Genomic DNA, 22,317 nt, shown 5'->3' with positions numbered 1-22,317 from the left:
CAGACCCGGCGAATCCGGCAACCGCCCCGGACGCCGGGTGGCGCGCCCTTGCCGGCCCGCATACTTTGCCCATAAGTAATGTTCTGCACCTGTTTGCCCGAATGGCGGAAGGTCAATAGTCATGAGCCCCCACCGTGACGGTCCGGAACGCCTGGAGCCCGGCATGGGCCCCGCCCCCGAAGCGGCTCCGGCATTCCGCCCCTACCGCCACCCCGCCGCCGGCTGGGGAGCGGCGAAGAGCGTGAGCCAGTTGCTGCTGCGCGAGGGAGCGCTCGTGGACGGCCCGCGGGCGATCAAGCGGATGAACCATGAGGACGGCGGGTTCGACTGCCCGGGATGCGCCTGGCCCGACGACACCAAAGGCCTGCATCTGGACATCTGCGAGAACGGGATCAAGCACGTCACCTGGGAAATGACCCGCAAGCGGGTCGGGCGCGAGTTCTTCGCCGCCCATTCGGTGACCGAGCTCTCCGAGTGGAGCGACCACGACCTGGAGAACCAGGGCCGGCTCACCGAGCCGATGGTCTACGACCCCGGGACGGACCACTACGTCCCGATCAGCTGGCAGGACGCGTTCGAGGTCGTCGGCAGTGCCCTGCGCGGGCTGGACGACCCCGACCAGGCCTCGTTCTACACCTCCGGCCGCCTCGGCAACGAGGCCACGTTCCTCTACCAGCTCATGGCCCGTGAACTGGGCACGAACAACCTGCCGGACTGTTCCAACATGTGTCACGAAGCCAGCGGACGCGCCCTGCACGCCTCGCTCGGCACGGGCAAGGGGACCGTCGACCTCCAGGACTGGGAGAGCGCCGACGCCCTGTTCATCCTCGGGGTCAACGCGGCCTCCAACGCGCCCAGGATGCTCACCGCACTGGCCGGGGCCTACCGCCGCGGCGCCCAGATCGTACACGTCAACCCGATGGTCGAGGCCGCCGCCACCCGGACCATCGTGCCCCACGACTTCAAGGACATGGCCCTCTTCAAGGCGACCCGGACCAGCACCCTGAACCTGCAGCCCCGCATCGGCGGCGACATGGCTCTCCTGCGGGGCATGGCGAAGGCGGTCCTGGAGCAGTCCGCATCCGACCCCAGGGCGCTGGACCGGGTGTTCATCGACCGCCACACCACCGGCTTCGAGGACTACCGCGCCCTGTGCGAGGCCACGCCGTGGAGCGAGATCGAAGACCAGTCCGGGCTGGGCCGCGCCGAGATCCTGAAGGCCGCACGCGTGTACAGCGAGGCCGACCGCTCCATCGTCAGCTGGTGTCTCGGGCTGACCCAGCACGAACACGGCGTCGACACCGTCCGGGAGATCGTCAACCTCCTTCTGCTGCGGGGCAATCTGGGGCGCGAGGGCGCCGGCCCCTCCCCCGTGCGGGGCCACAGCAATGTCCAGGGCAATCGCACCTGCGGGATCGATCACCGCCCCACCGACGCGTTCCTCGACCGCCTCGCGGCGGCCTGCGGCATCGAACCGCCCCGTGAGCACGGCCTGGACACCGTCCGCACCATCCCGGCGATGCACAGCGGTGACGTGAAGGTGTTCGTCGCCATGGGCGGCAACTTCGCCCTCGCCGCACCGGACACCCCCTACACCTGCGCGGCCCTGCGCTCCTGCGAGCTGACCGTGCAGGTGAGCACCAAACTGAACCGCAGCCACGTCGTCCACGGCCGGCGAGCCCTCATCCTCCCGTGCCTCGGCCGCACCGAGAAGGACCACCAGCGCAAGGGCGTCCAGAGCACATCCGTCGAGGACTCGATGAGCATGGTCCACCTGTCGGTCGGCATGAAGCGCCCCGCCTCACCGCACCTGCTCTCCGAACCGGCCATCGTCGCCGGCATGGCGCGCGCGGCCCTCCCGGACAGCGCCACGCCCTGGGAGTGGTACATCGAGGACTACGACCGCATCCGGGACACCATGGCCGAGGCGCTCGAAGGCTTCGAGGACTTCAACCGCCGGGTGCGGCTGCCCCTCGGATTCCGGATCATGCAGCCCGCCCGCGAGCTGGTCTTCCTCACGCCGTCCGGACGCGCCGAGTTCTCCACCGCCGCCCTGCCCGACGTCATCCCCGCCCCCGGCACCCTGGCGCTCGGCACGATGCGGTCCCACGACCAGTGGAACACCACGGTCTACTCCGACGACGACCGCTACCGCGGGGTCAAGAACCTGCGCACGCTCGTCTTCATGAACCGGGCCGACATGCGCGAACGCGGGATCGCGGACATGGGCCCGGTGGACATCGCCAGCACCGCCAGGGACGGCGGCAGGCGGACCCTCAACGGCTACCTCGCCATCCCCTACGACATCCCACGCGGCTGCGCGGCCGGCTACATGCCCGAGATGAACGTGCTCTGCGCACTCAGCGACTACAGCACCCAGAGCGATCAGCCGATCATGAAACACGTCAAGGTCACCATCGAGCCCGCGGCCTGAGCGAGGTCGTGGGCGTCTCCCCCACCGGGCCCGCCGTCAGCGGCCGCGACGGCTCCGTCCCGGACCGCGCGACCACGGAGGCCGCCACCCGCGAGGCGAACGTCAGCATCTCCGCGGCCCTGTCGCGCGACAGCCGTACGGCGCCGCCGGCTCGGAACGCCCCGGCCTCGCCGAGCCAGTTGAGCATCCCGGCCATGAACGCGTCGCCCGCGCCGATCGTGTTGACCACTTCGACCCGCACCGCGGACACCGACACCCGCCCCACGTCCGGGACGAACGCGGTGCTGCCCGCCGCGCCCCGGGTGAGGACCACCAGCCGGTTCTCCGCGGCCAGCAGGCCGCAGGTCTCCTCCGGGGACGCGCCGGGCCAGAGCGCGGCCACGTCCTCGTCGCTGACCTTCAGGATCCGGGCCCGTCCGCACAGCTCCCGCAGCCGGCGCACGGCGGACGCGCGGTCGAGCGTCCGGTCCTCGCGCACGTTCGGATCGACCACCAGGACGGAGTGCTCGGCCCCGGCCCGCGCGGTCGCGGCCACCGCCCCGGCGGCGGGCGCGACGACCGCGGCGAGCCCGCCCGCGTACACGGCGCCGAATCGGCCCGCCTCCGCCGTACGGTCCGGCAGCCGGAAGGTGGCGGTGTCCGCCAGGTGGAAGTGGTAGCCGGTGCCGTCGGGGCCCGGGTCCGCCACGGCAAGCGCGGTGGGCAGCTCCGAGCGGGCGCACAGATCCAGTCGCGTACCCGCGGAGACCAGCCGGTCCTCGATCAACCGGGCGAATCCGTCGCCGCCGAGCCCGCCGGCGAACCAGCTGGGGGTGCCGAGCAGGGCCAGCCCGGCGGCGACGTTGGCGGGTGCGCCGCCGGGCTGGGCCCGGTGCGTCCGCGGATCGTCCGCGGACGGCACCAGGTCGATGAGGGCCTCGCCCATCACCAGGACGGCATCGGGGCCACCGGTCACGGCTCGACCACGATCTTGCGGCCCAGGCCCGCCTTGAACCGCTCCAGCGCCTCCGGGTACTGCTCCAGCGGCAGCCGGTCGCTGATGAAGACCGCCGGGTCGATGACTCCCCCGGCGAACAGTGCGGCGGCGCGCTCGTAGCTGTGCAGCACGGCCATCGAGCCGGTGATCGTGATCTCCTGGTTGTAGATCCGGTACGGCTCGATGACGGCTTTCGTCGCGTAGTCCGCGACGCCGAACTGGAGGAAGGTGCCGCCCTTGGCGACCCGGCCGAGGCCGTCCTGGATGGCGCCCGCGTTCCCGGTGGCGTCGACGACCACGTCCCAGCCCCGCACCGTCTCCAGTTCGTCCGCCGAGGCGGCGGAGCGTGAGACACCGAGCCTGACGGCGGTGGTCAGCCGGTCCGGGTTGACGTCCAGGATGTCGACGGAGGCCGCGCCGGTGCGTTTGGCGAGCTCCAGCATCATCAGTCCCATGGTGCCGGAGCCGTAGATGAGCACCTTGGCTCCCAGCGTGGAGCTGAGCACGTCGTAACCGCGTACGGCGCAGGAGAGCGGTTCGATCAGCGCCGCGGTGGCCACGTCGACGTGGTCCGGGAGCTTCACGCAGTTCGCCACGGGAGCGACGGCGAACTCGGCGGCACCGCCGGGCTTGCTGACCCCGATCGCGTTCCAGTTGTCGCAGAGGTTTCCGCGCCCGCTGCGGCAGTAGTGGCACTCGTGGCAGTGCAGCGACGGATCGACGGCGACCTTGTCGCCGACGGCCAGCTCGGTCACCTCGGAGCCGGTCTCCACGATCTCGCCGGCGAACTCGTGGCCGGGGATGATCGGCAGCGCGGGTGCGAACTCGCCCTGAAGGATGTGCAGATCGGTGCCGCAGAGTCCGCAGGCCCGGACGGCGACGACGACGTCCCGGGGACCGGGGGTAGGGTCGGGGACGGTCTCGACCGACACCTTGCCGATGGACTCGATGATCGCAGCCCTCATTTGACAGCTCCAAGAGAAAGGCCCTGGACGAGCTTGTCCTGGGCGGCGAAGCCGGCGGCGAGCACCGGCAGGGACACGACGACGGAGGCGGCGCACAGCTGGGCGAGGAAGAGCCCCTGGCTGGTGACGAGGCTCGTCAGGAAGACGGGTGCGGTCTGGGCCGTCACCCCGGTGAGCACCCGGGCGAAGAGCAGCTCGTTCCAGCTGAAGATGAAGCAGATGAGGGAGGTGGCCGCGATTCCGGGTGCGGCGACCGGCGCCACCACCCTGGTCAGCACGGTCGGCAGCCGGGCACCGTCGACCTGGGCGGCCTCGATGATGGAGACCGGCACGTCCGCCAGGAAGGACTGCATCATCCATACCGCGATCGGGAGGTTCATCGACGTGTAGAGGATGACGAGGAACCAGATGTTGTCCAGCATGCCGGTGTTCTTCGCGAACAGGTACACCGGCAGCAGCCCGGCGACGACCGGCAGCATCTTCGTGGACAGGAAGAAGAACATCACGTCCGTCCACTTCTCCACTCGCTTGATGGAGAGCGCGTACGCGGCGGGGAGCGCGAGTACGAGCACGAAGAGCGTGGAGAAGACCGATGCCGTCACGGAGTTGATCAGCGGCGGCCAGGGGCTCGCCCCACCGCCGGCGCCGAAGAACACCCGGTAGCCGTCGAGGGTGAGGGGCGCGGCGAGCGACGGCGGGTTGGTCGCGGCGTCGGCCTCCGAGTGGAAGGAGGTGAGCAGCATCCAGAGCGCGGGTGCGCAGAAGACGATGCCGACGATCCAGGCGACGAGTCCGAGGGCGGTGGAGCGCCGCCTGCCCCGGCGCGCCGTGCGCGCGTGCTCCGCGCGGCCCGGCCGGGCGGTGGGCGCGGCGGTCAGGGTGCTGCTCATGTCCGGTTCGCCTCCTCGCTGAAGAGGGACGAGACCACACGCAGGGCGAAGGTGGCGACGACGATGGTGCCGATCACCACGACCACGCCCGCGGCGGACGCCAGTCCGTATTCATGGGCTTGGTAGAAGGTCTGGTAGATCGTGTAGGGGAGGTTGGCCGTGCCGAGTCCGCCGGCGGTGATGGTGAACACCGCGTCGAAGTTCTGCACGATATAGATCGAGCCGAGCAGTACGCCGAGTTCCAGGTAGCGGCGCAGGTGCGGCAGGGTCAGGAAGCAGAACATCTGCCAGGCGTTCGCGCCGTCCAGCCGGGCGGCCTCCAGCTGTTCGGCGGACCGGCTCTGCAGCCCGGCGAGCAGGATGAGCATCATGAACGGGGTCCACTGCCAGACGAGCGCGGTGGCGACCGCGGCCAGCGGCATGTCGGAGATCCAGTCGGGCTGCGCGGGGCTGTCGGCGCCGAACAGTCCGGTGAACCAGGCCCAGGCCCCGTTCAGCAGCCCGTACTCCGGGTTGTACAGGACGTGTTTCCACATCAGCGCCGCCGAGACGGGCACCAGCAGGAAGGGCGTGATCAGCAGGGTCCGGACGAATCCCCGGCCGGTGAACCTGCGGTCGAGCAGCAGGGCGAGAAGGAGTCCGAGCACGACACTGACGATCACCACACTCGCCGTGAGCAGGATGGTGGTGACCACCGAGTCGCGCAGGCTCGGGTCGCTGAACACCTCCTTGTAGTTGGCGAACGCGCTGAAGCTGCGCTGGTCGGGCGAGAGCGAGTTCCAGTCGAAGAACGAGACCACCACGGTTGCCACGAAGGGCAGTTGGGTCACGGCGATCAGGAAGACCAGGGCGGGGAGCAGCGGGGCGCGGGTGGCCCAGACGCGCGCCCGGCCGGGGGGCTTCCCGGTCCTGCGGGGCGGGGCGGCGGCGTCCGGCGCGCCGGGGAGTGAGCTGTCCGGGGTGGATACGGAGGCGCTCACCGCTGCTCCTTGCCGACCTTCTCGGCAAGCGTCTGCGAGGTCTTGAGGGCGTCGGACACCGACTGGCGGCCGGCGATGGCGGCGCTGATCTCCTGCGAGACCTTGGTGCCGAGGTCGGTGAACTCCGGGATGTCGACGAACTGGATGCCGACGGTCGGCCTCGGCTGGGTGCCGGGGTCGCGGGGGTTCGCGCCGGCGATGGCCTGCCGGGTGACGCTCGCGAACGCCGCGGCGTCCTTCAGGTAGTCCTGGTTGGAGTACGTGGAGGCGCGCTTGCCGGCGGGCACGTCGGGCCAGCCGACCTTCTCGCCGACGAGGTTCTCGTACCCCTTGCCGGAGGCCCAGGAGATGAACTTCCAGGCGCTGTCGGTCTTCTTGGAGGCCTTCTGCATGCCCCAGGCCCAGGTGTAGAGCCAGCCCGAGGTGTCGGTCTTCTCGACGGGCGCGGCCACGTATCCGACCTTGCCCCTGACCGGGGAGCCGGAGGCCTCCAGTGATCCGGCGCCCGCGGTGGCGTCGTACCACATGGCCGTCTTGCCCTGCGTCATGTTGTTGAGGCACTCGGCGTAGCCGGACTGGGGCGCACCCGCCTCGCCGTGCTTTCTCACCAGGTCGACGTAGAACTGGACGGCCTTCTTGAACTCGGGTGTGTCAAGCTTCGCGTTCCAGTCCTTGTCGAACCAGGTACCGCCCATGGTGTTGACGACGGTGGTGAGCGGGGCGATGACCTCGCCCCAGCCCGGCAGACCGCGCAGGCAGATGCCCTTCATGCCGCTCCTGGCGCCGTCCGCCTTGGCCGCCAGGTCCGCGACCTGCTGCCAGGTGGGCTTGGCGGGCATCTTCAGGTTCTTCTCCGCGAAGACGTCCTTGCGGTACATGAGGAAGGACGACTCGCCGTAGAACGGCTCCGCGTAGAGCTTGCCGTCCTCCGCGGTGAGTGATTCCCGGAGCGGCTTGAGGATGTCTCCCTGGTCGAACGCCTTGTCCTTGGACGCGTACGAGTCGAGCGGGTGCAGCCAGCCGTTCTTCGCGTAGAACGGCACTTCGAAGTTGCTGATGGTGGCCACGTCGTACTGGCCCGCCTGGTTGGAGAAGTCCTGGGTGATCTTGTCGCGTACGTCGTTCTCCGGCAGCACCGTGAAGTGGACCTCGATGCCGGTCTCCTTCGTGAAGTTGGCCGCGGTGAGCTTCTGCAGCTGGACCATCTGCGGGTTGTTCACCATGAGTACGTTGATCGACTCGCTGTCGCCGGACGAGCTGCCGCCGCCCGCGCCGCTGCACCCGGCGAGCAGCGCCGTGAGGGCGGCGCCCGTACCCAGACGCACGCTCAGCCTGCTTCGGTGTTGCTGGAGGTGGGGCATGTGGTTCTCCTGATCACTCGTCATCGAGGGACTGCTTGCAATGTGTAAGGGGCATGTCAGCCATCGCGGCTGACGGACGCCGGGCGGGGCGGTCGGGCCGGGCCGGAGGGTCCGTCAGGCGCGGATGACCTGCGGGCCGAGACGCGAGTAGCGCTGCGCCTCCGCCGAGGCCAGCCCCGTATCGGTGACGATGGACTCGAAGTCACCGACCTCGGCGAAACGGCAGAAGCTCACGGCGCCGAACTTGGTGTGGATTCCGGCGAAGACCCGGCGCCGGCTGCTGCGCATGGCCTGGGCCTTCACCTCGCTCACGGCCGGGTCGGGCGTGGTCAGCCCGTACTCGCGGGAGATCCCGTTCGCCCCGACGTACGCCAGGTCGATGACGAATCCCGCGAGCATCCGGGTCGTCCAGTGGTCGACGGTGGCCATCGTGGAACCGCGCAGCCGGCCGCCGAGGAGCAGCACGGTGGTCTTCTCCGCGTCCGCGAGGGCGGTCGCCACGGCGAGGGACGCGGTGACCACGGTCAGGGGCCGGTCCCTGGGCAGTGCCTCGGCGACGAGCATGGGGGTGTAGCCCTCGTCGACGAAGACCGTCTCCGCGTCACCGAGCAGGTCGGCCGCGGCCGCCGCGATCCTGGACTTCTGGGGCACCAGACGGCTGGTACGGGCGGCCAGCGTCGTCTCGAAGCCCGCGCTCTCCACCGGGTAGGCGCCGCCGTGGGTCCGGCGCACCAGACCGTGTTCCTCCAGGATGTGCAGATCACGCCGGACGGTCTCCTTGGCCACCTGAAGCGTGCCGGCCAGTGCGGTGACGTCCACCGACCCTTCGCGTCTGGCAATCTTGAGGATCTCTCGTCGGCGCTCGTCGGTGTCCACGACACACTTCCCTGCGTTCGCTGCGACTCAGGCCCCGTTCGGGCTCATGAGACGTTTGTACAAGCAAGGGACCCACGGCGACCAGGCTCTTCACCACCTCACCTGTGCCCGTTCGTGCCCGTTTCGCCGAGGCCGTACCGGCTGGTCAGACCGCACGGACCGGCCGCCCCCGGCCGGACTGCTGCCCGATCGAGGTCCGGCGCGCGCCCGAACGGCGCCCGTGGCGGTCGGCACTCCCTCGCCGGGACCCCGGGCCGCTGCCCGTTTCCCTCGGCGGGGCACGCTGCCCGGTCCGGGAACGGTCAGAGGACCGGAGGACGGCCCAGCCGCGTCATGCGCCACACGGTGCGCCACTTCATCGGCTCGCGCGGCCCGCACGGTGTCCGCAGCCCCTCGGCGAAACCGCCCCACCAGGCCCGCAGACCGGCGGCCGAGCGCGTTCGTGCCATGGTCAGGGTGATCCAGACCCCGAGGTAGACGGGGATCAGCGTGGCCGGGAGACGGCGCCGGGCCAGCCACACCCGGTTGCGGGCGGTGAAGCGGTAGTGGGTCGCGTGCCGGGCCGGGGAGGTCCTCGGATGCTGGAGAACGAGTGCGGGCTCGTACCGGATCGTCCAGCCCGCGTCGAGGGCGCGCCAGGCGAGGTCGGACTCCTCGTGGCCGAAGAAGAACTCCGCCGGCCAGTGGCCGATCCCGTCGAGCATCGGCATCGAGAAGGCGTGTCCGCCGCCGAGGAAGGCGGTCACCGGACCGCCCCTCATCGGGTCGTCGGCGCGCAGCCGGGGCACCCAGCGACGCTCCGTCACCCCGTTCTCGTCGGCGACCCGGAACCCGACGACGCCGAGCCCGGGGTCGTTCGCGAACAGCTGCTGGACCCGGCGGAACACGTCTGCGGCGATGAGCAGCCCGTCGTCGTCCAGTTCGATGACGACGTCCACGTCTCCCGACTCGCTCAACGCCCTGAGCCCGACGTTGCGGCCACCGGGGCAGCCCAGGTTCTCCTCCAGCGGGATCCTGGTCACGTCCGCCGTGATGCCGGTGAGGGGCGTCGCGTTGCCGACCAGGACCACTCTCGCCGCGGGCACGTCCTGCTTCTCCACCGAGGCGAGCAGGGCGGCCAGCTCGATGGGGCGAGTGCCCATCGTGACGACGACGACTCCGAGGCGCGGCATTGGCATGGCGGTCTGCTCCAGCGGTCGATGAGGATGCCGATGCTAGTGCCGGGCCGGGCAGGACGCGGACGGCCGGCTACCCGAGCGCCCCGATGGCGCCGAGCGCGGTCTTCGCGGCCGCGGCGATCAGGGCGTCGTCGCGTTCGGCGTCCTTCGCGTCGCGGCGGGAGAGGACGGCCAGGGTGATGGGGGCGGCGCCGGGGGGCCAGATAACGGCGATGTCGTTCCGGGTGCCGTAGCCGCCCGTGCCCGTCTTGTCGCCCACCTGCCAGTGGTCCGGCACACCCGCCCGGATGGTGTTGTCGCCTGTGGTGTTGCGCCTGAGCAGGTCGGTCAGTACGGCCCGCCTGTCCGCGGGGAGGGTGTCGCCGAGCACGTACGCGCGCAGCCCGGTGGCGAGGGCGCGGGGTGTGCTGGTGTCCCGGAGGTCGCCCGGGGTGGCGTCGCTGAGCGCGGTCTCGTAGCGGTCGCAGCGGGTGACGTCGTCACCGAGTGCGCGGAGGGCGTCCTGGAGGGCGCGGGGGGAACCCAGCTCGTGGAAGAGGAGGTTGGCCGCGGTGTTGTCGCTGTACCGGATGGCCGCGTCGGACAGCTCGCGCAGGGTCATCCCGGTGGCGACGTGCCGCTCGGTGACCGGTGAGGCGCTGACGAGATCGTCCCGGCCGTAGCGCACGAGCCGGTCCATCTGCCGGAGCGAGTTCTTGTCCAGTACGGCGCCGACGAGCAGCGCCTTGCAGGTGGACGCGTAGGCGAATCGCTCATCGGGCCGGTGGGTGACGGTCCGGCCGGTGCCCGTGTCGAGCGCGTGGACGCCGAGGCGGGCGTCGAACTTCCGCTCCAGGTCGCGGAAGGCCCGCGCGGTACGGGGATCGGCCGGGGGCGACGACGAGACCGACGACCTGGCGGAGCCGGACGGCTTCGGTGAGGCCTCCGGGCCGTTCGTGCAGCCGACGAGGGGCAGGGCGGCCAGTCCGGTCAGAACGGCACGGCGGGACAGCGAAGTTCGAGTGTGCATGGCATACGGGCTCTCTGTTCCGATGGGACGTGTCCGTCCCGAATTCAAATCCGCCGCCGCACCGCATGTCGAATACCATCTCGGCATCGCCCCCATTCACATGCCATATCACCGCACGCCAGGAGGTACGGAGTGCTCACCGAACGGCACCTGGAAATCTTCGTGGCCCTGGCGGAGGAGGAGCACTTCGGTGCCGCGGCCCAGCGCGTGGGCATGACCCAGCCGCCGCTGTCGCAGGGCCTGCGCAGGCTTGAGGCGCTGCTCGGGGTCCGCCTCTTCGACCGTGAGCGAGGGGTGTTCCTCACCGAGGAGGGGGCCCTGCTGCTTCCGCACGCCCGCCGCGCTCTGGCGGCGTTCGCGGAGCTCCGTGAGACCGGTGCCCGTCAGCGGGCCGATGGCCGGCGGCTGCGGATCGGGCTGGCCCCGGAGGTGCCCGCGCCGCTGGCCGCGGAGGTGGCGGCGGCGCCGGTCCGGGCAGGCGAGCGCGCCAGGATCGGCATGGTGACGGCGTCAACGGCCGCGCTGCTCGGTGACGTCGCGGCCGGACGGGTCGACATCGCCGTGATCCGGCACCCGTCCGTGCTGCACGGCCTCGCCGCGGGCCGGGTGATCCTGCTGCCGACCTGGGTGCTGTCCCCCGCCGGGGCGGGCGGAACCGGCGGGACGGCGGCGTCACGTCTGCCGGTCGCGGTGCGCCCGCGGTCCGAGGCGCCCGCCGCCCATGACCTGTTCATCGACACCTTGGCCAGCCGGGGCCGCCGCGTGGAGACCGTGGTGGTGTCCGACGAGCGCGCCGGGCTCGCCCTCGTGGCGGCGGGTCAGGCGGTGCTTGTGACGGCGGACGACGCGCTGACGGCGTCCGGTGTGGAGCGCCGCACGGCGACAGACCCGCCGCTCCCCCTGCGGCTGCGGGTGGCGTGGGATCCGCGGCGCCCGGGTGCGCGGGAGACCGCCGGGACGGCGCAGCTGCTGGAGGACGCCCTGGCCCGGAAGGTGGCACCGTGAGCCGGCCCCGGCACGGCGGTGGTGTGGAGCGCGCCCTCCGCGAGATGTTCGACGACGCGGGCGTCCGGGGCTGGCTGCACGTGGCGGAACTGCACCGCCCGTCGTCCCGCGTGGTCATCGATCCCGGCGAACAGCTGCCGCTGGGCTCGGTCTACAAGGTGCCGCTGATGGCCGCCTTCTGCCGCCTCGCGGACACGGGACGGATCGACCCGCGCCACCGGGTGACCCTGGACTCCGCCGACCGGGTCCCCGGCCCCACCGGCATCTCCGTCCTGAACGACCCCGTCACCATGTCACTGCGCGATCTGGTGACGCTGATGATGACCGTCTCCGACAACACCGCGGCCGCGGCCGTCCTGCGGGCGGTCGGCGCCGAGGTGGTGGACGCCGTCTGCCGCGACCTGGGCATGCCGGACACCCGTGTCCACGGCGGTGTCGTCGCCACGTTCAGCAGGCTCGTCGCGGAGACGGGGGCGCCTTCCCTGGACGCGGCCCTGGCCCGTGTGGCGGACAACGACACCGTGGTGCCGGCAGGTGTGTACGACCCGGCCTTCAAGGCGTCCGGCACACCGGCGGACATGGCCCGGCTCCTGCGGGCGATCTGGACGGACCGGGCCGCTTCCGCCGAAGGGTGCGCGTTCATGCGCGAGGTCATGCGCAGGCAGCCGTGGACGCACCGGCTCGCCTCCGGCTTTCCCTACGACGACGTCACCGTCTACGGCAAGACCGGCACCTTCGGCTCGCTCCGCCACGAAGCCGGCGTCGTCGAACTCGCCGACGGCAGCACCTACACCGCGGTGGTGTTCACCCAGGCGGCGAGGGCAGACAGCAGGCTGCCGCGCGCCGACGCCGTGATCGGTGCCGCGGCACGGGCCGCCGTGGAGGAACTACGGGGGCATCAGGGCACCTGACGGCGGCTGCCGGCGCCGGCTCTCACCTCTTGCGCCATTCCTCGGCCAGCAGCTCGTACGAGCGCACCCGGTCCGCGTGTCCGTGGGTGATCGTGGTGATCAGCAACTCGTCGGCCCCGGTGGCCTCCTGAAGCTGTGCCAACTGGTCCGCGACCCGGTCCGGGGAGCCGACGAACTGGGTGTCGAGGCGGTCCTGGACCAGGGCACGGTCCGCCTCCGTCCAGATGTGGGCGCGGGCCTCGTCCGGCGTGGGGAACTCGATGGCACCCTCGGCCGAACGGATGCTGCGGACCCAGGCACCGTAGCCGGTGGCCAGTTCGCGGGCGGTCCCGTCGTCCTCCGCGACCACGACGTCGGCGGACACGCTGACGTAGGGCTCGGCGAGGACGTCGGAGGGCCGGAACGCGGCGCGGTACCCCTCTGTCGCCTCCAGCACGGTGGCGGGGCTGACGTGGTAGTTGGCCGCGAACCGCAGCCCGGACCGGCCCGCGACCTGGGCGCTCTGCCCGCCGCTGCTGCCCAGGATCCACAGCTCCACCTCGGCGCCCTCCCCCGGAACGGCATGGGCCTCGATGCCGTCCTCGGAACGGTAGGTGCCCGCCAGCAGTGCCAGGATGTCGTCGATCTGCTCGCCGTAGTCCTGCGATTCGGCGTGCGGCTGCTGGAGCAGCTTGCGCTGGAGCGCGACGCGGGGTGAGCCGAGCAGGTGCTCGAAGGAGAACCGGGGCGGGATCCGGAGGCCGTTGGGCGTGCGTCCGCCGGCCACCGGGGTCGCGGACGGCCGCGGGGCGGCGCCGCCGGGCGGGCGTCCGCCGGAGCGGCCGAGGCCCAGGTCCAGCCGGCCGGGATGCAGCGCGTCGATCAGGCCGAACTCCTCGACCGTGGACAGGGCGGTGCGGTGGCCGAGCTGGACGGCGCCCGCTCCGAGCCGGATCGACGTGGTGGCGGAGGCCGTGAGGGCGAGGACGACCGCGGGCGAGGTACCGGCCACGCCCGGGTTGAGGTGGTGCTCGGCGAACCAGTACCGGGCGTACCCGAGGCTCTCGGCCCGCCGGGCCAGGTTGATGGAGTTCCGGAGTGCCTCGGAGGCGGTGGACCCGGAGGAGACGGGGACCAGGTCGAGGACCCCGAGGGGAATGTCGGACATGACGCGAAGGCTCCTCAGCGGTCGGCGGGAACGGGTGCGGGCTCGTCCAGGACGGGGCCCCAGGCGAACGGCGGATCGGGGATGTCCCGGCGCAGCACGGGTGCGACGTCCGACTGGAAGAGCGCGAGCGAGTCACGGTGCTGAGCGTCCGTCAGCCCGCCCGCGTCCGCGTGCAGGTGGAGGACCGTGTGGCCGAACTGCTCGTGGTAGCGGTGCACCTTCTCGATGATCTGCTGCGGACTGCCGATCAGCGCCGAGCTGCGCTCCACGAAGTCCTCCAGGGTGGTGAACACCGGTTCCAGGCCCAGCTGTTTCTGGAAGGCGAGGTTTCCCTCGAACACCGGCCGGTAGGCGGCGAGCGCCTCCTGCGAGGTCCGGGCCGCATAGATGCCGGCCGTTCCCGCGCCCACCGCGATGTCCGCCGGATCGTGACCGTGGTGCTCCCATCGTTCGCGGTAGTAGCGGATCAACTCGGCGTAGGGCTCTATGGTGTTGGTGACGTTGGCGGAGAAGAGCGGATCGCCGTAGCGGGCGGCGAGATCGACCGACTCCCGGCTGGTCGCGCTGCCGTGCCAGACCCGGACCGGCTGCTGAAGCGGCCGGGGCCAGACCTCCGCGTCCTTGAGTTCCGGACGGAAGCGGGTGGCGGCGGTGACCTTGTCCTGGCGCCAGATCTGCCGGAACACCTCGTAGCTCTCGGCGTTGCGGTCCCACTGGTCCTCGGGGGTGACCTGGAACAGGTCCCGCTGGGCGGCGCCGTTGCCCTTGCCGATGATCAGTTCAAGCCGTCCGCCGGAGAGATGGTCCAGCGTCGCGTAGTCCTCGTAGGCGCGCACCGGGTCGAGGAGGCTGAGCGTCGTGACGGCCGTGAACAGCCGGATCCGGGAGGTGAGGGCGGCTATGTGACTGAGCACGACCGGTGGCGAGGACGAGATGAAGGGCCGCTCGTGCCGCTCCCCCACGCCGAAGCCGTCGAAGCCCAGTTCCTCCGCGAGGAGCGCGTTGTCGAGCACTTCGCGGAAGCGCTCGGCGGTCGGCTTCCGCACGCCGGTCACCGGGTGCGGGCCGTGCACGATCAGGGTGATGGCGAGGAACTTCATGACGCCTCACGCCCCTCGCGGGCCTCGTCGGGGTGGTCCAGGCCGAGGTGGTCGCGCAGGGTGGTGCCCTCGTACTCCGTCCGGTACACGCCCCGTTCCTGGAGCAGGGGGACCACCTGGTCGGTGAACGCGTCCAGGCCGCCCGGAGTGATGTGCGGGGCGAGGATGAAGCCGTCGGAGACGTCGGCCTGGACGAAGTCGTTGATCGTGGTGGCGACGGTGGCCGGGGAGCCGACGAAGGACTGGCGGTTGCCGGTCTCGATGACCAGGTCGCGGATGGACCACTTGTTGGCGGCCGCGCGCTCCCGCCACTCGCGGGCGGTGGCCAGCGGGTCGCGGTACATCCGTACCTGGGCGCGGCCGCGGGCGACGGTGTGCTCGCCCGGGTCGGGGTCGATGTCGGGGAGGGGGCCGTCCGGGTCGTACCCGGACAGGTCCCGGTTCCAGACGAATTCGAGGTGTTTGATGGCGGTGGCGCCGCTGACCTGGCTGCGGCGCACCTCGCGGGCCTGTTCCTCGGCTTCGGCGTCGGTGTCGCCGAGGACGAAGGTGGCCGCCGGGAGGATCAGCAGCTGGTCCGGCCGGCGTCCGTACCGGGCGAGGCGGCCCTTGACGTCCGTGTAGAACGCCTGCCCCTCCTTGCGGGTGGCGTACCGGCTGAAGATCGCGTCCGCGCTCGACGCGGCGAAGTCACGGCCCTCCTCCGAGTCACCCGCCTGGAAGATCACCGGCCGGCCCTGCGGGGAGCGCGGCACGTTGAACTGTCCCTCGATGTCGAAGTGCTGCCCCTTGTGCACGAAGGCCCCGGCCTTCGCGTCGCTCAGGAACGTGCCCGTCTGCCGGTCCGCGACGATCTCGTCGCCGTGCCAGGAGTCGAAGAGTTCGTTCGTGGTGGCCAGGAACTCCCTGGCCCGGGAGTAGCGCTCCTGCTGCGGCAGGAATCCGCCGCGCCGGAAGTTCTCGCCGGTGAACGCGTCCCAGGAGGTCACCACGTTCCAGGCGGCGCGCCCGCCCGAGAGGTGGTCGAGGCTGGCGAACTGGCGGGCCACCTCGTACGGCTCGTTGAACGTCGAGTTGATCGTTCCGGTCAGGCCCAGGTGTTCGGTGACGGCGGCCAGCGCGGCGAGGACGGTGAAGGTGTCGGGCCGCCCCACGACGTCCAGGTCGTAGATCTCGCCGCCCTGTTCACGCAGCCGCAGGCCCTCGGCGAGGAAGAGGAAGTCGAACTTCGCGCGCTCGGAGGTCCGGGCGAAGTGCGCGAAGGAGCTGAACTCGATGTGGCTGCCGGCCTCCGGATCACTCCACACGGTGGTGTTGTTGACTCCGGGGAAGTGGGCCGCAAGATGGATCTGCTTGAGTGGCTTGCTCATGATCGGGGGTCCTTCCGGCTCAGGCGGTCGCGGTGGCGGCGTAGCGGTTGGCGGGGCGGGTGAGCCCCAGCAGCCCGCGCAGGGTGCCGGCCTCGTACTTCCGGCGGAAGGCGTCACGGCGCTGGAGCTCGGGGACCAGGCCCCGGGTGATCGCCGGAAGGTCGTGGCCGGCCACGGCGGGGCGCAGCCGGAATCCGGTCAGTCCGGCCGCCGCCAGCTCCTGGAGCAGATCGGCGAGCCCGGCGGGCGTTCCGGTGAAGACCGGGGCGTCGCTGGTGTACCGCTCACCGGCGACGTCGTCCAGCCGCTCCCGGCGGGCGGCGGCCGTCGCGGGGTCTTCGTCCAGGAAGACCACCAGGTCACCGAAGATGTGCAGGGTCTCGTCGGCGCGGCCGGCCGCTGCCTGCTCGGTGCGGATCTCCTCGACGACGGCACGGGCCTCGCCGGCGTCGTGCGGGGTGACGTAGCCGATGTCGGCGGAGCGGGCCACCAGCCGGTACGGGACGGTGGCGTGCGCCAGCGCGCTGACGATCGGCTGGCCCTGGGGCGGCCGGGGGGTGATCGAGGGGCCCTTGACCCGGAAGTGCGTGCCCTCGAAGTCGATGTAGTGCAGCTTCGCGCGGTCGATGAAGCGTCCGGTGGCGACGTCCCGGATCTCGGCGTCGTCCTCCCAGCTGTCCCAGAGCCGTCGCACGACCTCGACGTAGTCGGCGGCCTCCTCGAACAGGCCGTTCACCAGCTCCTGGCCGGCGGGCGTGCGGTAGTCCTCGACGCCGAAGGGCGGGAAGGTCCGGCGGCCGAAGTGCGCGGCCTCGTGCTGCCGGGCCGTGACCTGGAGGCGCAGCCCCGCGCGACCGGTGCTCACGTAGTCGAGAGTGGCGATGGCCTTGGATATGTGGAAGGGCTCCGTGTGGGTGGCGACCACCGTCGGGACCACACCGATGTGGCGGGTCAGCGGGGCGATTCGCGCGGCGATGAGGACGGCGTCCAGCCGGCCGCGGACCTGGTCGGTGCGCCCGTCGGGCTCGGTGGAGGACGAGGACTGGAGGCCGAGCGCGTCCTCGATGGTCACGAGGTCGAGCAGTCCGCGTTCGGCCTCCGCGACCAGCTCGGCCCAGTAGGCGGCGGTGAGGAGTTCACCGGGGCGGGCGACGGGTTCGCGCCAGGCGGCAGGGTGCCAGCCGGCGCCGTCCAGGGCCACGGCGAGATGCAGGGAAGAGGGTGAAGAGGACACGGGAACGGTGCCTTCCTGATCGACCGTACGGGGGAGCCGGGCCCCGGCGCGGGGTGCGGCTGCGAGGGCAACAGGTCAGGGACGACAGAGCGCGCCGGCGACGCGCAGGAGGTCGATGTACTGCCGCGGGTACTGGAGCCGGCGGTCCGGCATGACGAGGTTCGCGGCCGGGCCGCGGGGCGCGGGACGCGACTGCCTCACCCTCGCTCCCCCGGGGCTCGGACGAGCAGGAACCGGGTGCGGCGGCGCAGGGTGAATCCGATCGACTCGTAGAGCCGGATCGCTCGGGTGTTGCTCGCGGCCGCGTGGAGGAAGGGGGTGTCACCGCGCTCCCTGATGCCCGCCGCGACCGCGCGCACCAGCCGGGTGGCCAGGCCCCGGCCCCGGTGGTCCGGGTGGGTGCAGACGGCGCTGATCTCCGTCCAGCCCGGCGGGTGCAGGCGCTCCCCGGCGAGGGCGATCAGGCGTCCTCGGTCCCGGATGCCCAGGTAGCTGCCCAGTTCGATGGTGCGAGGCAGGAAGGGGCCCGGCTGGGTGAGGGCGATCAGGCCGAGGATCTCGGGCACGTCGGCGGGCCCCAGCTGTTCCGCCTCGGGTGCGGGTTCGGCGTACAGCGCGGTGTCGACCAGCTGGACGCCGTCGCCGCCGCTTTCGACGGTCCAGCCGTCGGGCACCGTGCGCGCCCCGGAGACGGGGGTGGCGGCGCCGGGTCCGACCAGGGCGGCCAGATCGTCCCAGGCCCGCGGGTCGGCGGGGTCCTCAAGGGCGCTGAACGGTGAGACGTCCGTGGGGTAGCGGGCGGCCCGGCCGACCCGCTCGGCGAGGTGGGCGTGCGGACCGGTCAGCGCGGCCCAGGCGGCGTTGTCCAGGATGTGCGGCGGTACCGCTCTCGATGGCGGGGCGTGATGGACGCTGGTGGACATGGTGGCGCGGGGTCTCCGTATCTGGGGCGTGGGCGGGAGGAGTCCGGGTCCGGCCGGAGCGGGGCGCGGGCGTGGGTCAGGAGTTGTCGAGCGGCAGTCCGGGCGGGTCGATCAGGGAGGTCGGCACAGCCTCGTTGGAGAGGTTCCAGGCGGCGAGCCACTTGGCGTACTGGCCGTTCTTGATCAGGTGGTTGATCGCGTCGGCGAGCGGCTTCGCCAGTCCGCTGTCCTTCTTCGCGGTTGCCGCGATCAGCCCCTGGAGGGTTGCGCCCGCACCGGAGTACTTGCCCGCGTTGCGGGTCGGGTTGGGGGTCTTCGCGGTCTGCCTGATGTGGTACGCGATGCCGGGGTTGGGCCCGAAGGAGAGGTCGATCTTCCCGCTGGCCAGGGCCAGGGCCGTGGCGTTGTTGTCCTGGTAGTACTTGACGTCGAGCTTGCGGCCCTGCTTCGCCAGCTTCGCCTTCCACTCCAGGAGGATCCGCTCCTGGTTGGTGCCGGCGCTGACGGCGACGGTCCGCCCGGCCAGGTTGCGGTAGTCGCCGTCGAAGTTCCAGGTGTTCTTCTTCAGCGCCTCGAAGGCGAGGTTGTCCTGCCGGTAGGAGGCGAACTCGTACTTCTTCTTGCGCTCCTCGGTGTCCGTGACGTTCGACAGGGCCACGTCGACCTTGCCGCTGTCGATGCCGACGAACATGTTCTCCCAGGTCGAGTTCTTCAGCTCGGGCTCCAGTCCGAGGACCGCCGCGACCAGCCGGCCGAGATCGGGTTCGGCTCCGGTGAGGGTCTTCTGGTCCTCGCCCACGTACGCGAGAGGCGGGAATCCGGCGGGCAGCGCGCCCACGCCGATCACCAGCTTGCCGCGGTCGGCCACCGACTCGGGCAGTTCGGCGCTGATCGACTTCACCTCCGGCACCTTGAGTCCGGTCTCCTCGGCGGCGCCGTTGGACAGCGCGCCGATGGTGACCGTTCCGGCCGGCGCACTGCCGGTCCTGGTCGCGGCGTCGCCGTCACCGCCGCACGCGGCGAGGCCGGCGGCGAGCGAGGCGAAGGCGGCGGAGGCGGCGACACCTCGGCGGAATCTGCTGCGGAGGATGGGGGTGCGCATGGTGGCTGTCCTTGTCGGATGCGGTGGGGGTGTACGGGGACGGAGTGGGCGCCGGACGCTGCCCGGCGGGTGGAAGAGGGACGGCCGGCGGGCGGGACGGCCGCCGGGTTCAGAGCACCTTGCTCAGGAAGTCCCTGGTCCGCTCGTGCCGCGGATGGTCCAGCACCTGCTCGGGCGGGCCCTGTTCGACGATCCGGCCGGCGTCCATGAAGACCACCCGGTCGGCGACCTCGCGGGCGAAGCCGATCTCGTGCGTGACGACCAGCAGGGTGGTGCCGCTGCCGGCCAGGTCCTTGATCACGGCCAGTACCTCGCCGACCAGTTCGGGGTCGAGCGCGGAGGTCGGCTCGTCGAAGAGGATGACCCCGGGCCGCAGGGCGAGGGCCCGTGCGATGGCCACGCGCTGCTGCTGCCCGCCGGACAGCTGGCGCGGATAGGCGGCTGCCCGGTCCCCGAGACCCACCCGGCCGAGCAGGTCGCGGGCCAGCTCCCGGGACTCGGGCTTGGTGAGTTTCCCGGTCGCGACCGGGGCGGCGGCCACGTTGTCCAGCACGGTGAGGTGCGGGAAGAGGTTGAAGTTCTGGAAGACGAATCCGATCCGGCCGCGCTGCGCCAGGATGGCGCGCTCGCTCAGCTCCTTGAGCCGCCCCCGGTGCCTGCGGACGCCGATCAGCTCGCCGTTCACACTGACATGGCCGATCTCCGGCTTCTCCAGGTGGTTGATCACCCGCAGGAGGGTGGACTTCCCCGAGCCGGACGGTCCGAGGACGACCGTGACCTCCCCGGGCCGCACGGTGAGCGCCACGCCGTCCAGAACGCGCTGGGATCCGTACCACTTGTGCACGTCGTGCACCTCGACCGCGGCGGGGCGCACCGGGGGCGCCGCGACGGCGCCGGCCTGCCCCGGTGTCCCGGCCGCTTCCGCTCTTCCGGTCGTCGTCTCCGCGGTCATATCGCCGTCACCTTCCGGACCCGTGCCCGCAGATCGCCCAGGCCGGTCCGCAGCCTCTGCAGCGGCGTGGGCGGCAGGGTGCGCAGCGCGCCCCGCGAGTAGTACCGCTCGACGTAGAACTGGATGACGGACACCACGCTGGTGAGGATCAGGTACCAGGCGGTGGCGACCAGCAGCAGCGGCACGATGTCGCCGGGGTAGGTGCTGCCCATGCTCTGCACGGAGCCGAAGAGATCGAGCAGCGAGACGTAGAAGACCAGCGAGGTGCCCTTGATCAGGCCGATCAGCTGGTTGACGTAGTTCGGGGTGATGGAGCGCAGGGCCTGCGGGAAGACGATCTTCGCGAACCGGTACCGCTTCGGCAGGCCGAGGGCGGCTGCCGCCTCGTGCTGGCCCTGGTCGACGGAGAGGATGCCGCCGCGCACCACTTCGGAGGCGTACGCCGCCTCGTTCAGGCTGAGGCCGATGACGGCCACGGTCATGTCGGTGGCGAGGCGTGACTCGTCGAAGCTGAAGAACGCCGGGCCGAACGGCACTCCCACGCTCAGCGTCCGGTAGAGCGCGCTGAAGTTGTAGAGGAACAGCAGGATCACGATCAGCGGGACCGACCGGAACAGCCAGGTGTAGACCCAGCTGACCGCGCGCAGCACAGGGCTCGGGGAGAGCCGGGCCAGGGCCAGCAGCACACCGCCGAGCAGCCCCAGCACGGCGCTGAGCAGGGCGACTTCGAGCGTGACGAGCAGGCCGTCAAGGATGGTGGGCCGCAGGAACCAGTACTGGAACCGGTCCCACTGGTAGAAGGGGTTGGCCACCAGTCCGTGGACGATCTGGGCGACCAGCACCAGCACGACGACGGTGACGATCCAGCGGCCGGGCCGCAGGAGCGGGCGGACCCGCTGCGGGACCTGCGGCTTCGGCACGAGGGGTGGCCCGGGGCGGGGGGCCGCCTCGGCGGGCGGCGCTGACCCGGAGGACACAGCGACGCCGGGGGATTCACTCACGGAGGGCTCCAGCGGATGCGGACGGCCCGGACCACGGACGGCAGCGCCTCGCCGCGCCGGTCGTCGGGGACGACGCGGCGGGGCGCGGGCGGCACAGCGCGGAGCAGGGGGCCGGGCGGGGAGAGGACGCACCGCGGCAGCGGTGGACGTCAGGGAGTCAGAAGGCCGTCAGCCTTGACAGAGAGCGCGACAAGCGGCGGTACACAGGGCGCTGTTGACACGCTGGAGGTCGACGGAGCGGTCCGCGCAGAGCAGAACGCGGCCTCGGGACCGCCAGGCAGCCATCCCCTCAGCTGCGTGCATCGCCCTCACCGTCACCGATCCGCCCCGCGGGGCCTCGCGCCTGCCGGACACCGTCCGGTCTCAACTGCGGCACCCCCGCGGTCTGCTGGGATGCCGGCCGGCGATCCGGGGCGTATCGCTGCCAACCGGGACCGTTCCGCGCCGCAAGTTATGCATGCGCCGACAGGAATGTCAACGCGGGTGACCAACAGGCGAGATGGCCCCTGTGGCCTCCTTGACGGCGTCACCCGGCGCACCGAAACTGGCGTGGACGGTCACGATTGTCAGCGCCCCCGTGCGGGATCCGTCCTGCTCACGGGGTTCATCGGCCCCGGCCCGCTGGCAGGCAACCCTTCCACCGCGACGGGGTGCCCCGGGTGACGACCGGGTCCCGCCGGCGTGGCGGGGCAAGCGTGGTCCCGCGTCTCGCGGGCCCCGGAGTCGGGACGGGTGGGATTTGTCCAGGAACGGCTTGACGAGGCGCCTGCACATCGACCTGCTGCGTGTCTCCAGCGCGTACTAGCCCGGAACACCGGACGCGCGCAGGTCCGCACGGTCGCGATGACGCACACGGGTCCGCGCTGCCGTGACTCGGACCGGTGCGCAGGCGCAGCCGTTCCC

General features: G+C 71.4%; 20 protein-coding genes and 1 riboswitch. Of the genes, 3 read left to right on the top strand and 17 right to left on the bottom strand.

All coding sequences use genetic code 11. The features are described from left to right. Window positions 1-121 precede the first annotated feature (121 nt). Window positions 122-2,434 (top strand): FdhF/YdeP family oxidoreductase, encoded by a 2,313-nt coding sequence (locus ACIP89_RS24460; RefSeq protein WP_402116707.1) that lies wholly within the window; start codon window positions 122-124, stop codon window positions 2,432-2,434. Here ACIP89_RS24460 and ACIP89_RS24455 read toward each other — a convergent pair. The 8 genes from ACIP89_RS24455 to bla all read right to left on the bottom strand — a co-directional run bounded on the left by ACIP89_RS24455 (window position 2,412) and on the right by bla (window position 10,669). Beyond that, complete coding sequence (locus ACIP89_RS24455; RefSeq protein WP_402116705.1) at window positions 2,412-3,389, bottom strand: PfkB family carbohydrate kinase; 978 nt, start codon at window positions 3,387-3,389, stop codon at window positions 2,412-2,414. The genes ACIP89_RS24460 and ACIP89_RS24455 overlap by 23 nt on opposite strands. Next, on the bottom strand, window positions 3,386-4,375 hold the full coding sequence (locus ACIP89_RS24450) for a zinc-dependent alcohol dehydrogenase family protein (RefSeq protein WP_401924299.1): 990 nt from the start codon (window positions 4,373-4,375) through the stop codon (window positions 3,386-3,388). The genes ACIP89_RS24455 and ACIP89_RS24450 overlap by 4 nt, the downstream gene beginning before the upstream one ends. Next, the gene (locus ACIP89_RS24445) at window positions 4,372-5,265 is read right to left on the bottom strand and encodes a carbohydrate ABC transporter permease (RefSeq protein ID WP_401926261.1); all 894 of its coding nucleotides are present in this window, start codon (window positions 5,263-5,265) and stop codon (window positions 4,372-4,374) included. The genes ACIP89_RS24450 and ACIP89_RS24445 overlap by 4 nt, the downstream gene beginning before the upstream one ends. Then, window positions 5,262-6,245 (bottom strand): carbohydrate ABC transporter permease, encoded by a 984-nt coding sequence (locus ACIP89_RS24440; RefSeq protein ID WP_402116703.1) that lies wholly within the window; start codon window positions 6,243-6,245, stop codon window positions 5,262-5,264. The genes ACIP89_RS24445 and ACIP89_RS24440 overlap by 4 nt, the downstream gene beginning before the upstream one ends. After that, window positions 6,242-7,606 carry an ABC transporter substrate-binding protein gene (locus ACIP89_RS24435; RefSeq protein ID WP_401925556.1) on the bottom strand — a complete coding sequence of 455 codons (1,365 nt, stop codon included), beginning with the start codon at window positions 7,604-7,606 and terminating at the stop codon, window positions 6,242-6,244. The genes ACIP89_RS24440 and ACIP89_RS24435 overlap by 4 nt, the downstream gene beginning before the upstream one ends. A gap of 114 nt (window positions 7,607-7,720) precedes the next feature. Further along, window positions 7,721-8,482, bottom strand: coding sequence for a DeoR/GlpR family DNA-binding transcription regulator (locus ACIP89_RS24430; protein WP_073733958.1), 762 nt, complete (start codon window positions 8,480-8,482; stop codon window positions 7,721-7,723). Between the two features lie 302 nt (window positions 8,483-8,784). Next, complete coding sequence (locus ACIP89_RS24425) at window positions 8,785-9,660, bottom strand: glycosyltransferase family 2 protein (RefSeq protein WP_402116702.1); 876 nt, start codon at window positions 9,658-9,660, stop codon at window positions 8,785-8,787. Window positions 9,661-9,730: 70 nt separating this feature from the next. Further along, complete coding sequence (gene bla, locus ACIP89_RS24420; RefSeq protein WP_402116700.1) at window positions 9,731-10,669, bottom strand: class A beta-lactamase; 939 nt, start codon at window positions 10,667-10,669, stop codon at window positions 9,731-9,733. Between the two features lie 132 nt (window positions 10,670-10,801). Here bla and ACIP89_RS24415 point away from each other — a divergent pair, with 132 nt between their 5' ends. Together ACIP89_RS24415 and ACIP89_RS24410 are read left to right on the top strand one after the other, a co-directional pair. Next, window positions 10,802-11,674 (top strand): LysR family transcriptional regulator, encoded by an 873-nt coding sequence (locus ACIP89_RS24415; protein ID WP_402116699.1) that lies wholly within the window; start codon window positions 10,802-10,804, stop codon window positions 11,672-11,674. Then, window positions 11,671-12,585, top strand: coding sequence for a serine hydrolase (locus ACIP89_RS24410; RefSeq protein WP_401924312.1), 915 nt, complete (start codon window positions 11,671-11,673; stop codon window positions 12,583-12,585). Before ACIP89_RS24415 ends, ACIP89_RS24410 begins: the two co-directional genes overlap by 4 nt. Before the next feature lie 22 nt (window positions 12,586-12,607). Here ACIP89_RS24410 and ACIP89_RS24405 read toward each other — a convergent pair whose 3' ends face one another. From ACIP89_RS24405 to ACIP89_RS24365, 9 genes are all read right to left on the bottom strand, one after another. Continuing rightward, a complete protein-coding gene (locus ACIP89_RS24405) occupies window positions 12,608-13,732 on the bottom strand; it encodes an MsnO8 family LLM class oxidoreductase (RefSeq protein WP_402116697.1) in 1,125 nt (374 codons plus the stop codon). 14 nt (window positions 13,733-13,746) lie between these two features. Next, window positions 13,747-14,832 carry an LLM class flavin-dependent oxidoreductase gene (locus tag ACIP89_RS24400; RefSeq protein WP_402116696.1) on the bottom strand — a complete coding sequence of 362 codons (1,086 nt, stop codon included), beginning with the start codon at window positions 14,830-14,832 and terminating at the stop codon, window positions 13,747-13,749. Continuing rightward, a complete protein-coding gene (locus ACIP89_RS24395; RefSeq protein WP_401924319.1) occupies window positions 14,829-16,202 on the bottom strand; it encodes an NtaA/DmoA family FMN-dependent monooxygenase in 1,374 nt (457 codons plus the stop codon). The genes ACIP89_RS24400 and ACIP89_RS24395 overlap by 4 nt, the downstream gene beginning before the upstream one ends. Before the next feature lie 19 nt (window positions 16,203-16,221). After that, window positions 16,222-17,436, bottom strand: a complete 1,215-nt coding sequence (locus tag ACIP89_RS24390; RefSeq protein ID WP_401926269.1) for an LLM class flavin-dependent oxidoreductase — start codon at window positions 17,434-17,436, stop codon at window positions 16,222-16,224. Between the two features lie 75 nt (window positions 17,437-17,511). Next, window positions 17,512-17,637: a hypothetical protein gene (locus tag ACIP89_RS24385; RefSeq protein WP_402116694.1), complete on the bottom strand. Its 126-nt coding sequence runs from the start codon at window positions 17,635-17,637 to the stop codon at window positions 17,512-17,514. Beyond that, complete coding sequence (locus ACIP89_RS24380) at window positions 17,634-18,359, bottom strand: GNAT family N-acetyltransferase (protein WP_401924327.1); 726 nt, start codon at window positions 18,357-18,359, stop codon at window positions 17,634-17,636. The genes ACIP89_RS24385 and ACIP89_RS24380 overlap by 4 nt, the downstream gene beginning before the upstream one ends. A 76-nt stretch (window positions 18,360-18,435) precedes the next feature. Beyond that, the gene (locus tag ACIP89_RS24375; RefSeq protein WP_401924329.1) at window positions 18,436-19,461 is read right to left on the bottom strand and encodes an ABC transporter substrate-binding protein; all 1,026 of its coding nucleotides are present in this window, start codon (window positions 19,459-19,461) and stop codon (window positions 18,436-18,438) included. A gap of 109 nt (window positions 19,462-19,570) precedes the next feature. Then, window positions 19,571-20,335 (bottom strand): amino acid ABC transporter ATP-binding protein, encoded by a 765-nt coding sequence (locus ACIP89_RS24370; protein ID WP_401925558.1) that lies wholly within the window; start codon window positions 20,333-20,335, stop codon window positions 19,571-19,573. A 74-nt stretch (window positions 20,336-20,409) separates the two neighbouring features. Continuing rightward, the gene (locus tag ACIP89_RS24365; protein ID WP_402116693.1) at window positions 20,410-21,414 is read right to left on the bottom strand and encodes an amino acid ABC transporter permease; all 1,005 of its coding nucleotides are present in this window, start codon (window positions 21,412-21,414) and stop codon (window positions 20,410-20,412) included. 555 nt (window positions 21,415-21,969) lie between these two features. Continuing rightward, window positions 21,970-22,116, top strand: a riboswitch (SAM riboswitch). Window positions 22,117-22,317: the final 201 nt, after the last annotated feature.

Origin of the sequence: Streptomyces sp. NPDC088730 (genome assembly GCF_044751215.1) — a bacterium.
Classification (GTDB): Bacteria; Actinomycetota; Actinomycetes; order Streptomycetales; family Streptomycetaceae; genus Streptomyces.
Note: the sequence above shows the minus strand (reverse complement) of the source record. Positions and strands in the feature narration are given on the sequence as shown.